The sequence below is a fragment of the Micromonospora rifamycinica genome (assembly GCF_900090265.1).
Lineage (GTDB): Bacteria > Actinomycetota > Actinomycetes > Mycobacteriales > Micromonosporaceae > Micromonospora > Micromonospora rifamycinica.
Genome location: NZ_LT607752.1, coordinates 6,700,521 through 6,713,654 on the forward strand (window position 1 = coordinate 6,700,521; position 13,134 = coordinate 6,713,654).

At 74.6% G+C, this 13,134-nt stretch carries 10 protein-coding genes and 1 pseudogene; 7 read left to right on the plus strand and 4 right to left on the minus strand.

The features are described from left to right. Positions 1-47 precede the first annotated feature (47 nt). On the plus strand, positions 48-836 hold the full coding sequence (locus tag GA0070623_RS28390) for a trans-aconitate 2-methyltransferase (RefSeq protein WP_067307005.1): 789 nt from the start codon (positions 48-50) through the stop codon (positions 834-836). Then, a complete protein-coding gene (locus GA0070623_RS28395) occupies positions 833-1,852 on the plus strand; it encodes an adenosine deaminase (RefSeq protein WP_067307009.1) in 1,020 nt (339 codons plus the stop codon). The genes GA0070623_RS28390 and GA0070623_RS28395 overlap by 4 nt, the downstream gene beginning before the upstream one ends. A gap of 225 nt (positions 1,853-2,077) precedes the next feature. Here the strand turns inward: GA0070623_RS28395 and GA0070623_RS28400 are convergent, their stop codons facing one another. Together GA0070623_RS28400 and GA0070623_RS28405 are read right to left on the minus strand one after the other, a co-directional pair. Then, positions 2,078-3,481, minus strand: a complete 1,404-nt coding sequence (locus GA0070623_RS28400; RefSeq protein WP_084261260.1) for a HAMP domain-containing sensor histidine kinase — start codon at positions 3,479-3,481, stop codon at positions 2,078-2,080. A 29-nt stretch (positions 3,482-3,510) separates the two neighbouring features. Continuing rightward, the gene (locus GA0070623_RS28405) at positions 3,511-4,200 is read right to left on the minus strand and encodes a response regulator transcription factor (RefSeq protein WP_067307012.1); all 690 of its coding nucleotides are present in this window, start codon (positions 4,198-4,200) and stop codon (positions 3,511-3,513) included. 73 nt (positions 4,201-4,273) lie between these two features. On the opposite strand from GA0070623_RS28405, the gene GA0070623_RS28410 reads away from it, so the two are divergent. After that, the gene (locus GA0070623_RS28410) at positions 4,274-5,197 is read left to right on the plus strand and encodes an ADP-ribosylglycohydrolase family protein (protein WP_067307015.1); all 924 of its coding nucleotides are present in this window, start codon (positions 4,274-4,276) and stop codon (positions 5,195-5,197) included. Positions 5,198-5,302: 105 nt separating this feature from the next. Here the strand turns inward: GA0070623_RS28410 and GA0070623_RS28415 are convergent, their stop codons facing one another. Next, entirely contained in the window at positions 5,303-6,169 is an 867-nt protein-coding gene (locus GA0070623_RS28415; protein WP_067307018.1) for a DUF1775 domain-containing protein, read from the minus strand. A gap of 210 nt (positions 6,170-6,379) precedes the next feature. On the opposite strand from GA0070623_RS28415, the gene thrS reads away from it, so the two are divergent. From thrS to GA0070623_RS28435, 4 genes are all read left to right on the plus strand, one after another. Then, positions 6,380-8,383, plus strand: a complete 2,004-nt coding sequence (gene thrS / locus GA0070623_RS28420; protein WP_067307022.1) for a threonine--tRNA ligase — start codon at positions 6,380-6,382, stop codon at positions 8,381-8,383. 69 nt (positions 8,384-8,452) lie between these two features. Further along, positions 8,453-9,025 (plus strand): HIT family protein, encoded by a 573-nt coding sequence (locus tag GA0070623_RS28425; protein WP_067307025.1) that lies wholly within the window; start codon positions 8,453-8,455, stop codon positions 9,023-9,025. 28 nt (positions 9,026-9,053) lie between these two features. Beyond that, a complete protein-coding gene (locus GA0070623_RS28430) occupies positions 9,054-9,692 on the plus strand; it encodes a CG0192-related protein (RefSeq protein ID WP_067307033.1) in 639 nt (212 codons plus the stop codon). Positions 9,693-9,927: 235 nt separating this feature from the next. After that, positions 9,928-10,986, plus strand: a complete 1,059-nt coding sequence (locus tag GA0070623_RS28435; RefSeq protein ID WP_089004214.1) for an aldo/keto reductase — start codon at positions 9,928-9,930, stop codon at positions 10,984-10,986. Between the two features lie 372 nt (positions 10,987-11,358). On the opposite strand, the pseudogene GA0070623_RS28440 reads toward GA0070623_RS28435, so the two are convergent. After that, positions 11,359-13,005 (minus strand): annotated as a pseudogene (locus GA0070623_RS28440) (GTP-binding protein); the annotation flags it as partial. Positions 13,006-13,134: the final 129 nt, after the last annotated feature.

The following is a 13,134-nucleotide window of genomic DNA, read 5'->3' on the forward strand; positions in this document are numbered from 1 at the left end:
GGGCCGTATGGTCACAACAAACCGTACGTACGTCTTGGGAGCCGCGCATGTGGGATCCGACCAGTTACCTCCGCTACGACGACGAGCGGTCCCGCCCCTTCCACGACCTGCTCGCCCGGGTCGGCGCCGAGCGGCCCCGCGCGGTGGTCGACCTCGGCTGCGGGCCGGGCACCCTGACCGCCGCCCTCGCCCGCCGCTGGCCGGACGCCCGGATCGCCGGCCTCGACTCCTCCCCGGAGATGATCGACCGGGCGCGGACGCTCGACACCCCGGTCGACTTCGCGCTCGGTGACGTCGCCGACTGGCACCCCGCCCCCGACGTGGACGTGCTGGTCGCCAACGCGGTGCTCCAGTGGGTGCCCGACCACCCGGCCCTGCTGCGCCGCTGGGCCGGCGAACTGCCGGCCGGCGGCTGGCTGGCGTTCCAGGTGCCCGGCAACTTCGCCGCGCCCGCCCACCGGGCGCTGCGGGCGGTCGCCGCCGGCCCCCGCTGGGCGGACACCGTCCGGCCGCTGCTGCGCGAGGACCCGGTCGACGACCCGGTCGGGTACGCCACGTCGCTGGCCGCCGCCGGCTGCGCCGTCGACGCCTGGGAGACCACCTACCTGCACCGGCTGCCCGCCGCCGCCGAACACCCCGTGCTCAACTGGCTGGACGGCACCGCCCTGCGCCCCGTCCGGGCGGTGCTGGACGACACCGGCTACGCCGACTTCCGCGCCGCGCTGGGAATCCGGCTGGCCCGCGCGTACCCGGTACGGCAGGGTCAGGTGTACTTCCCGTTCCGCCGGATCTTCGTGGTCGCCCGTACCGGTGCCCGTGCAGAGGAGAAGCAGTGACCGACCTGTCCGCCTTCATCGCCGAACTGCCCAAGGTGGAGCTGCACGTGCACCACGTGGGCTCCGCGTCCCCCCGGATCGTCGCCGAGCTGGCCTCCCGGCACGAGGGACGCAGCCCCGTACCGGCGGACCCGGACGCCCTCGCCGACTACTTCGCGTTCCGCGACTTCGCCCACTTCATCGAGGTCTACCTCAGCGTCGTCGACCTCATCCGCGACCCCGACGACGTCTGGCTGCTCACCCACGAGGTGGCCCGGGAACTGGCCCGCCAGCAGGTGCGGTACGCCGAGCTGACGGTCACCCCCTACTCGCACGTGCGCCGGGGCATCCCCGCCCCGGCGTTCTGCGAGGCGATCGAGGACGCCCGCCGACGGGCCGAGGCCGACTTCGGCATCGCGCTGCGCTGGTGCTTCGACATCCCCGGCGAGGCCGGCCTGCCGGCCGCCGAGGAGACCCTGCGGATCAGCCTCGACGAACGCCCCGACGGGCTGGTCGCCTTCGGCCTCGGCGGTCCGGAGATCGGCGTGCCCCGGCCGCAGTTCAAGCCGTACTTCGACCAGGCGCGGGCGGCCGGGCTGCGGTCCGTGCCGCACGCCGGGGAGACCACCGGACCGGAGACGATCTGGGACGCCCTGCGCGAGCTGGGCGCCGAGCGGATCGGCCACGGCATCTCCGCCGCGCAGGACCCGGAGCTGCTCGCCCACCTGGCCGAGCGGCGCATCCCGCTGGAGGTCTGCCCGACCTCCAACGTGCGGACCCGGGCCGTCGCCCGGATCGAGGAGCACCCGCTGCGCCGGCTGGTCGACGCGGGTGTGCGGGTCACCGTCAACTCCGACGACCCGCCGATGTTCGGCACCACCCTCAACGACGAGTACGCGGTCGCCGCCCGACTGCTCGACGCCGGCCCCGAACAGCTCGCGGCACTGGCCCGGGAGGCGGTCTCCGCCTCGTTCCTCGACCCCGCCGGGCAGGCCCGCATCATCGCCGAGATCGACGCCTACGCGGCGAGCCGCTGACCACAGGGGTGGAAACCCGGAGAAGTGGTGTACACGCGGCGGGAGCTGGTGTGGGGGACCGTGCCCCCGCCGCGCGTACTGATCCACCGGCCGGTGGGTGTCAGGGGCGACAGGCCGGTGGACTGATGGGTTCGGACACGATCCTGACAGCCCGCGCGCCCCGCGTCGCGGTCGTTAATCCGGATCTAAGGAAACCTTGTGCCGCAGCACAGTCAGCGCCGACGGTCAGCCGTCGGTGGGGCGTTGCCGCGGCCACCGGCGGCCCCCGCCCTTCTGCTCCCGCGCCTCCCGCGCCATCCGGCCGACCAGCCCGAACCGGTTGACCTGCCGGGGCGTCGCCTGCGGATCGGCCAGCAGCATCACCACGCTCGCCCCACCCAGCCGGGCCCGGTCCAGGCTCACCGAGCCGTTGGCCTGCAACGCCACCCGCCGGGCGATGTCCAGCCCCAACCCGGTCGAGCCCTGGTCGCTGCTGCCGCGCCGCAACGCCCGGTCCGGATTCGCGATGCCCGGCCCGGCGTCGTCGATCCGGATCGCCACGTACCCGTCCCGACGGGAGACGGCCACCTCGAACGCGGTGCCCTGCGGGGTGTAACGGAAGACGTTGCCGATCACCGCGTCCAGGGCGGCGGCCAGCTCGGCCCGGGGCACCGGCACCGGAATCCGCAACTGCGCGCCGCTGACCCGGTGCGGGCGGTTCTGGTCGCCGGCCAGCGCGGCCCAGAACACCATCCGGTCCCGGACCACCTCGCTGACGTCGCACTCGGCCGGCCCGGCCTCGTGCGCCACCGCCTTGCGGGTCGTCTTGATCAGCACGTCGATCTCGCCCTCCAGGGTGACGATCGCCTGCCGGATGCGCCGGATCGTCCGCCGCCGGTCCAGCTCCGCCGGGCTGAACGAGCCGACGCTGGTGTCGTCGGAGTCGAGCCCCTCGGCGTCCAACCGCAGCACCGTCAACGGGGTACGCAGCCGATGGGACAGGTCCGCCACCAGCTCCCGCTCGTCGGTGCGGGCGGCGACCAGCCGGTCGGCCATCCGGTTGAACGCGTAGCCGGCCTCGGCCAGCTCACGCGGACCGCTCGGGTCGACCCGTACCCCCAGGTCGCCGTCGCCGACGGCGAGCGCGGCCCGGACCAGGCCCCGGGTGGCGTCGACCGCCCGCGCGGCGAACCGGTCCACCACGACCACCGCCGCGCCGACCAGCGCCACGGCCACCCCGGCGAGCAGCAGCCAGGTGCCGTCCGCGCCCTCGTCGAGGACAGCGGCAGGCACGAAGACCTCGACCACGGCGACCGTGCCGTCGAGCACCACCGGGTCGAGCCGGACCAGCCCGCCGTCGACGTCGACGACCCGGGACCGCTCCTCGGCCCGCGCCCGCTCCAGCTCGGCGGCCGGCACCCGACCGGCGGGCTGCTCCCCGGCCAGGCCGTGCACCACGGGCCGGGTCGCCGGATCGTCCCCGGTGGCCTCGACCGCGCGGCGGACCGCCGCCGGGTCGGTGCTGACGGCGAGCGCGCCGGTGACCATCGCCCCGCGCCGGGCCGCGTCGGCCAGCGCCTCCCGGCGGACGTCAGCGCGCAGGCCCAGCCCGAGCGGGACCAGGAAGGCCAGCGCGACCAGCGCGCACATGCCGGCCGTCAGGGCGGCCAGCGTCGGCCTCAGTCGGGGGCCACCAGCCGGAACCCCACCCCCCGCACGGTGCGCAGGTAGCGCGGCTTCGCCGCGGACTCGCCCATCTTTCGCCGTAGCCAGTACAGGTGAACGTCGATGGTCTGGTCCTCGCCGACCGACGGCTGGCGCCATACCTCCTCCAAGAGTTCCCGCCGGGACACCACCCGGCCAGGCCGTGCGGCCAGGTACGCCAGCAGATCGAATTCCTTGCGGGTGAGCGCCATCGGCTCCCCGTCGAGCACCGCGCTGCGTTCGCCCACGTCCACCCGCAGGCCGCCGACGGTGTGCACGGCCGGTGCCACGGTGCGGCTCGCCCGGCCGACCCGGCGCAGCACGGTGGTGATCCGGGCGTCCAGGTGCGCGCCGGTGAACGGCTTGACCATGTAGTCGTCCGCGCCGGCCCGCAACAGCCGGACCACCGACTGCTCGTCGTCGCGGGCGGTGGCGATGATGATCGGCACGTCGGTGATGCCGCGCAGCATCCGCAGCGCGTCCGAGCCGTCCAGGTCGGGCAGGCCCAGGTCGAGCACGACCAGATCGGGGGTCTCGGCGGCGACCCGGCGCAGCGCGTCCAGGGCTGTGCCGACCGCGTGCACCGCGTGCCCCCGCTCGCTGAGCGAGCGCAGCATCGCGCCCCGGACGACGTGGTCGTCTTCGACCAGGAGCACGGTGGCCACGTCAGCACCGTACTGCCCGTGGCAAGTCGGGCGCGTTGCGACGGACCCGCGAACCGGGCAAAATGGTACGACGATGCCGTTCACCCTTTTTCCCGACGCACGGCTGGCGCTGGCCCGGGACAGCCTCGCCGGACTGTCCGTCGGCGACGCCCTCGGTTCCCAGTTCTTCGTCCCGGGCCGGCGGCCCGCCGACCTCGCGGCCGGCCGGTTGCCCCCGCCGCCCTGGCAGTGGACCGACGACACCGAGATGGCCTGCTCGGTGCTGGCAGAGTTGGCCGCCCACGGCGACATCGACCCCGACCGGCTGGCCCTGGCCTTCGCCACCCGGGCCGAGCCCTACCGGGGGTACGGACCGGGTGCGGTGACGATCCTGCGGTTGATCCGCACCGGCACCCCGTGGCCGGTGGCCGCGGCGTCGGCCTTCGACGGCCAGGGCTCCTGCGGCAACGGCGCCGCGATGCGGATCGCCCCGCTCGGCGCCTGGTACGCCGACTCGACCGCCCGCGCGGCGACCCGGGCCCGCGCCTGCGCCGAGGTCACCCACGCCCACCCGGAGGGGATCGCGGGCGCGGTCGCGGTGGCCGTCGCCGCCTCGCTCGCCGCCCGGAGCCGGCTGGAGGGGGAGCACAGCCCCGACGCGACCCGGCTGCTCGCGACCGTCGCCGGGGCGGTCGACCCGACCGCCGAGGTGCACCGACGGGTACGCGGGGCGATCAGCCTGCTCGGCCGCCCCCTCGACGAGGTCGTCGCGGCGCTGGGCAACGGAGCCCGGGTGACCGCCCAGGACACCGTCGCCTTCACCCTCTGGGTGGCCGCCACCCACCTGACCGACTACCCGGCCGCCATCCGGGCCTGCGTCGAGGCGGGCGGGGACGTCGACACCACCGCCGCGATCGTCGGCGGGATCGTCGGCGGCCACACCGGGACCGGCACGCCCGGCGGGGTGCCGGACGACTGGGTGGCCGCCCGGGAGCCGCTGCCCAGCTGGCTGGATTGAGGCCGTCCGGTCCGCGCTCAGCCTGTCGCCATCCGCCCGGCGTGCCGCTCCCGCCCGGCGCTGAGCGTGCCGTGACCGCTCAGCGTGCCGGCCAGCCGCCCGCGTTCAGCGTGCCGCTACCCGCTCGGGGCCGGTGTCGGCGGAGGCGTCCGGGGCGGACCCGTCGAGACGCCAGCCCCGGTCGTCCGGGGTTCCGTCGGCGTCCGACGTCGGGTCGTCGTCCCCGTCGGTCTCCGCGTCGGCGGCGGCCCGTCGGCGGGAGCGGCTCGCCACCCAGCCGATGGCTGCGCCGCCACCCAACCCGACCAGCAGGCCGCCGCCGAGCAGCAGGTCGGCGCTGGGGCCGCCGTCGCCGTCCGCCGGTGCGGCTGCGGCGTCCGGGGCGGCCTGGGCGTCAGTCGCGTCGCCGTGGTGCCCGGTGACCGCGCCGGGGGCCGGTGGTACCAGCGTCAGCGTCGGAGCGGGATGGCCGCCGCCAGCCGGATCGGCCCAGCGCACCACGGCGCCGTCCGAGTAGGTCTGCACCACCTCGAAGGTCATCCGGTCGAGCTGCGGCAGCGGACCCATGGCCACCGAGAGCCGGGCCGGGCCCGGCACCGCCGGCCCGGCCCCCCGGGTCCAGACCACCGCCGAGGTCACCGTGCTCACCGAGGGCGCGTGGATGCCGGCCACCGGCGCGGTCAGGTCGCGGGAGGTGATCAACGGTGCCCAGCCGTCCACCGACAGGGGGTAGACCTCGCCGATCGGGGCGTCCTCCGGCAGCCGGAACTCGATCTTCTCGGTGCGGGCGCCGGCCCGCTCCTCGGGCACCACGAACGTCAACTCCACCGCGTCGCCCTGCACCGCCTGGCTCGGGCTGGACGTCACCCCGTCCGCCAGCGCCGCGCCCGGGGCGCCGAACACCCCGGCCGCCACCGCCGCCAGCACCAGCACGCTCCGACGCCGCCGGGCGTCACCACGGGTCGTCGCCATCTTCCGCCCCCATCCGTCTCGCCGTGGCCGACACCGGCTCCGGCCACACCTGGTAGTTCGGACGGCGGGCCGAAAAGGTTCAACGGGCGGACCGCCGACCACCCGGCGGGGGGCGTCCTTTCCCGGCGACCGGGCGGAACCGGGGGACCGATAGCATCGAAGGGGCCGGCACGCCGGCCCATCCGTGCCGTCTGCCGTTGAGGAGTCACCGTGTCCGCACCCCGTACCCCCGTCGTGGCCGACCCCGTCGTCGTGGCCGCCGGGACGACGGCGGCCGACGCGGTGGCCGCGGCCGGGCTGCCCGCCGCCGGCCCGAAGGCGGTCGTGGTGGTCCGCGACCCGCAGGGCCAGCTCCGCGACCTGGACTGGACCCCGGCCGAGGACACCACCGTCGAGCCGGTCAGCCTCGACTCGCCGGACGGGCTCAACGTGCTGCGGCACTCCACCGCGCACGTGCTCGCCCAGGCCGTGCAGGACGTCTTCCCCGAGGCCAAGCTCGGCATCGGCCCGCCGATCGAGAACGGCTTCTACTACGACTTCGCCGTCGACAAGCCGTTCCAGCCCGACGACCTGGCCAAGCTCGAGAAGCGGATGCAGGAGATCGTCAAGTCCGGCCAGCGGTTCCGTCGCCGCCGCTTCGGCAGCCTCGACGAGGCGAAGGCCGAGCTGGCCGCCGAGCCGTTCAAGCTGGAGCTGATCGACGTCAAGGGCGAAGGGCTGGACACCAGCGAGGTGATGGAGGTGGGCGGCGGCGAGCTGACCATCTACGACAACCTCGCCGCCACCGACGACAAGGTCTGCTGGTCGGACCTCTGCCGGGGCCCGCACCTGCCGAACACCCGGCTGATCGGGGCGTTCAAGCTGATGCGGTCGGCCGCCGCCTACTGGCGGGGATCGGAGAAGAACCCGCAGCTCCAGCGGGTCTACGGCACCGCCTGGCCGACCCGCGACGAGCTGAAGGCGTACCTGAAGCTGCTGGAGGAGGCGGCCCGGCGCGACCACCGCAAGCTCGGGGTCGACCTCGACCTGTTCAGCTTCCCCGACGAGTTGGGCTCCGGCCTGGCGGTCTTCCACCCCAAGGGCGGCGTCATCCGCCGGGAGATGGAGAACTACTCCCGGATCAAGCACGAGCAGGCCGGCTACTCGTTCGTCAACACCCCGCACATCACCAAGGGCCACCTGTACGAGGTCTCCGGGCACCTCGACTGGTACGCCGACGGGATGTTCCCGCCCATGGAGGTGGAGGGGGCGAACTACTACCTCAAGCCGATGAACTGCCCGATGCACGACCTGATCTTCCGGTCCCGGGGCCGCTCCTACCGGGAGCTGCCGCTGCGGATGTTCGAGTTCGGCACGGTCTACCGGTACGAGAAGTCGGGCGTGGTGCACGGTCTGACCCGGGTCCGGGGCATGACCCAGGACGACGCGCACATCTTCTGCACCGAGGAGCAGATGGCCGGCGAGCTGAAGTCGCTGCTCGCCTTCGTGCTCGAACTGCTGCGCGACTACGGCCTGGACGACTTCTACCTGGAGCTGTCCACCCGCAACCCCGACAAGTCGGTCGGCACCGACGAGAACTGGGAGCGGGCCACCGAGGCGCTCCGCTCGGCCGCGCAGGAATCCGGCCTCGACCTGGTGCCCGACCCGGGCGGCGCGGCCTTCTACGGGCCGAAGATCTCCGTCCAGGCCAAGGACGCCATCGGCCGCACCTGGCAGATGTCCACCATCCAGGTCGACTTCAACCTGCCCGAGCGGTTCGGCCTGGAGTACCAGGCGGCCGACGGCAGCCGGCAGCGGCCGGTGATGATCCACCGGGCGCTGTTCGGCTCGATCGAGCGGTTCTTCGGGGTGCTCACCGAGCACTACGCCGGGGCCTTCCCGGCCTGGCTGGCCCCGGTCCAGGTGGTCGGCATCCCGATCCGCGAGGACCACACCGACTACCTGCACGGCTTCGTCGCGGCGCTGCGCGCCGAGGGCATCCGGGCGCAGGTCGACGCCGGTGACGACCGGATGCAGAAGAAGATCCGCACCGCCCAGCAGCAGAAGATCCCGTTCATGGTGATCGCCGGGGACGACGACGTGGCCGCCGGCACCGTCTCGTTCCGCTACCGCGACGGCTCCCAGCGCAACGGGGTGCCGGTCGCCGAGGCGGTCGGCCACGTGCTCGACGTGGTGTCCTCGCGGACCAACGCCGGTCCGTCAGCCGGCAGCTGACCCGGCCCCGGCACCGGCCCGCCCGGCGGGCCGGTGCCCCGGTGTCGCGGGGACCGTAGGATCAACGGCGTGACTGGGGCGGAGCGGCACCTCGACGGCGACACCGACCACGGCCCGGCGGACGAGGGCCTGGCCGACGGGCTCGACCGGCTCTGGACCCCGCACCGGCTGACCTACATCTCCGGGGAGGACCGGCCCGACGGCGGCTACGAGAAGCCCGCCGGCTGCCCGTTCTGCCTGGCCCCCGGGCTGCCGGCCGACCGGAGCCTGGTGGTGGCCCGGGGCCGGCACGTCTTCGCGGTGCTCAACCTCTACCCGTACAACCCGGGGCACCTGCTGGTCTGTCCCTACCGGCACGTGGCCGACTACACCGACCTCGACCCGGCCGAGACGGTGGAGCTGGCGACGTTCACCCAGACCGCGATGCGGGTGGTCCGGCAGGTCAGCAGCGCGCACGGGTTCAACCTGGGGATGAACCAGGGCGGGGTGGCCGGTGCCGGCATCGCCGCCCACCTGCACCAGCACGTGGTGCCCCGGTGGGGCGGGGACGTCAACTTCATGCCGGTGATCGGCCGGACGAAGGTGCTGCCGCAACTGCTCGTCGACACCCGCGAACTGCTCGCCCGGGTCTGGCCGTCCTGACCGGTCGTCCCGGACCTAGGATGTGATCATGGCGCTGCTGCACCGGGCGGAGATCCGCCCCGGCAAACTCGAACTCCTCGCCGCCTGGCTGCCCGGCCGACCCTGGTATGCGGGGCCGGTCGACGGCGAGCCGACCCGGGTGGCCAGCTACCGGTTCGACGACCCGGCCGGGGCGGTGGGCATCGAGACGATGCTGGTCCGGGTCGGTGCCGGGCCGGTGTACCAGGTGCCGCTGACCTACCGGGACGCCCCGCTGGCCGGTGCCGACGAGTGGCTGGTCGGCACCACCCGGCACTCGGTGCTCGGCCCCCGCTGGGTCTACGACGCCTGCGGTGACCCGGTCTATGCCGCCGCCCTGGCCGCCGCGATCGGCACCGGCGCCGGGCAGGCCGAGGAGTACTTCGAGGTCGACGGTGTACGGGAGGTCCGCGAGCCGTCCATGACGGTGGCCGTCGAGGGCGGCGTCGTGGTCCCCGCCGTCGGCGAGGTACGCCGGGTGACCGACGGCGAACCGACCCGGATCGTCACCGACGCCGTCGACCTGGTCGTCGCGCGTCGACTGCCCGGTGACGGGTCGGCCGCCGACGGGTCGGCCGGGACCACGCTGACCGGTGCCTGGCCCGGCCAGCCGACCCTGCTGCCGCTGGCGCGTGTCCTGCCGCACTGACCCGCCCCGCCGGCCGTCGCGGTCGGGTTGCCGGGGCGACGGTCGACCGGCACGCCGGGGGTCGCCGGACGGGTGGCCCAGGTGGACCGGACGGGTCCGCCGACGGTCCGCCGGGAGATCGGACGCTGGTGCGGGTGGTGTCCGGGGGTCACGGCGGCAATGTCGCATGTGGTCGACCGGGCACGATCCGTCAGCTTCGTCCTCCCACCCGCCCGGAAGGTGACACGATGCGGCGATGGCAGTGACGACACGGATGTTGGGTCGCAGCGGCATCGAGGTCAGCGCCCTCGGCATGGGGTGCTGGGCGATCGGTGGCCCCTGGGCCGAGGGAACCCAGCCGCTGGGCTGGGGCGCGGTCGACGACGAGGAGTCGGTACGGGCCGTCCGCCGCGCGCTCGACCTCGGGGTGACCCTCTTCGACACCGCCGACACGTACGGCGCGGGGCACAGTGAACGGATCCTCGGGCGGGCGCTGGCCGGTCGCCGGGACGAGGCGGTGATCGCCACCAAGTGGGGGTACACCTTCGACGAACGGTCCCGTCAGGCCACCGGCGAGGACGCCTCCCCGGCGTACCTGCGGCGGGCTGTGGTCGACTCGCTGCGTCGACTGGGCACCGACCGGATCGACCTCTACCAGCTGCACCTGGGTGACCTGCCGCTGCCCAGGGTGGAAGCGCTGGTCGGCGGCTGCGAGGAACTGGTCGCCGAGGGCCTGGTCCGGGCGTACGGCTGGAGCACCGACCGGGCCGACCGGGCCGCCGGCTTCGCCCAGGTCGCCCCGCACGCCGCCGCGATCCAGCACAGCCTGTCGGTGCTGCGGGACGCCCCGGTGATGCTGGCCACCTGCGACAAGCACGACCTGGCCAGCGTCAACCGGGGGCCGCTCGGGATGGGGCTGCTCACCGGCAAGTACACCGCCGGCTCGACGCTGCCCCGCGACGACATCCGGGGCAGGGCGCCGGGCTGGCTGGAGTGGTTCCGCGGCGGTCGACCGGCACCGGAGTGGCTGCGCCGGGTCACCGCCGTCCGCAGTGCGCTCACCGCCGACGGACGGACCCTCGTGCAGGGCGCGCTCGGCTGGATCTGGGCACGCAGCGGCAGGACCGTGCCGATTCCCGGCTGCCGCACCGTCGCCCAGGTCGAGGAGAACGCCGCCGCGCTGCGTCTCGGTCCGCTCGCCCCGGACCACTTCGCCGAGGTGGAACGGGGACTCGCCGCACTGCGGACGGCCGCGCTACGCGACGCCGACCGGCCGCACTGGCCGCTCCCCCCCATCCCCGCTGCCCGCCCCTAACCCCCAAACCCACCCACCCCCCCGAGCCCATCCCACCCCGAGCCCCATCCACCCCACTTTCCCGCCAGCCTCACCCAGAGCCCCAGCCTCACCCCGAGCCCTACACCCAGAGCCCCGAGCCCAACCCCCAACCCCCGAGCCCAACCCACCCGCTTCCCCGCCGAGCCCCACCCCGTCGAACCCCGTCCCACCCCCCGCCGAGCCCCACCCCGTCGAACCCCGTCCCACCCCCAGGCCGCCCCTCACCCCGTCGATCATGGAGTTGTGGTGCTCCGCATAAGTTGCATATGGGGGATAAATACCCACCACAACTCCATGATCGACGCAATCCTCACGGCAACTTCATGATCGACGCTGCTGTGGGGGTGGGGAGTCGATGAACTCGATCCCCGCGCCACGGGGCAGCGGCTCCGCCGTGAGGTCGCGGACGGTTTACTGGTCGTGCCCGCCGGGCTGCTGGACGTGCCGGCCGTGCCCGGCGGCGGCCTGTGTGAACGTCTCCCGCAGTGGCACCCGTACCGGCTCGGTGTCCAGCTCCGCCCCGTCGGCCCGGAGCCGGTCGAGCAGCACGTCGGCGTGCGCCTCGCCCATGCACCAGAGCACCAGCTGGTGGGTCTGCGGGTCGCGCTCCAGCCGCACCGTCGGGTCGCCGGCGATCAACCGGTCCAGGCTGCGGGTCAGGGCGTCCCCGTCGTCCGGGTGCCGGGGCACGACCGCCACCGGCAGCAGCGGCTCCGGCATCTCCCAGGGCGCGAGCAGCAGCGGCTCGTCCGTCGCCGACACGGTGTCGCCGGTGTGCGCCCCGCCGACCCCGGTGATCGCGCAGATGTCGCCCGCGACGCAGCCGGCCACCTCCCGCAGGGCCGCACCGAGCGGGCGGTGGAGGGCCCCGATCCGTTCGTCGGTGTCGTGGTCCGGACGTCCCCGGTCGGCCCGCCCGTGCCCCGCGACGTGCACCGGCTGACCGGGGCGCAGCGTGCCGGAGAAGACCCGGACCAGGCAGACCCGGCCGAGGTGCCGGTCGACGGTGGTCCGGACCACCTCGGCGACCAACGGACCGTCCGGGTCGCCGGCCAGCGGCGAGCGGGGGGAGCCGTCCAGCCCGGTGACCGCCGGCACCGGCCGTTCCAGGGGCGGGGGGAACGCCGACACCAGCGTGTCGAGCAGCACGTCCAGCCCGACGCCGGTGGTCGCGCAGACCGGCAGCACCGGGTAGAGGTGACCCCGGGCGACCGCCTTCTCCAGGTCGCCGACCAGCACGTCGGTGTCGATCTCCGCGCCGTCGAGGTAGCGGTCCATCAGGGTCTCGTCCTCGCTCTCGGCGATGATCCCCTCGATCAGCTCGCCCCGGGACTCGGCGATGGCCGGCAGGTGCTGCGGATCCGGCTCCCGCACGGTGGCGGGCAACCCGGCCGAGTAGTCGTGCACCCGCCGGGTGACCAGCGCCAGCAGCCCGGCGACCGACTCGCCGTCGTCGCCGAGCATCGGCAGGTGCAGCGGGAGCACGTCGTCGCCGAAGACCCGCTGGCACAGCGCCACCGCCTCGTCGAAGTCGGCGCGCGGGTGGTCCAGCCGGGCGACCGCGACGGCCCGCGGCAGGTCCACCGCGGCGCACTCCTCCCAGAGGGCGGCGGTGGCGGCGTCCATCCCGTCGACGGCGGAGACCACGAACAGCGCGGCGTCGGCGGCCCGCAGACCGGCCCGCAGCTCGCCGACGAAGTCGCCGTACCCGGGGGTGTCCAGGAGGTTGACCCGTACCCCGGCGTGCTCCAGCGGGGCGCAGGACAGCGCGACCGAGCGCTGTTGGCGTACCGCGGCGGGGTCGTGGTCGGCGACGGTCGTGCCGGCGGTGACGCTGCCGGCCCGGTCGATCGTGCCGCTGGCCGCGAGCAGCGCCTCGACCAGGGTCGTCTTGCCGGCCCCGGAGTGCCCGACCAGCACCACGTTGCGTACCCGGTCGGGCGTGGTCGCCGCCGGCAGGCCGCCGGTGGAGCCCTTCTCCTGGTTCTTCTGCGCCATCGCGGCGCACCTCCCTCAGCCGGTGGTGGACGGTGACCGCCGCGCGCGACGGGAAGCGGGCACGGGTGGGTGCCGCGGCGATATCCTCCGGTGGTCCGCCGGTCGACCGGTGGTCAACGGGCGACGTGG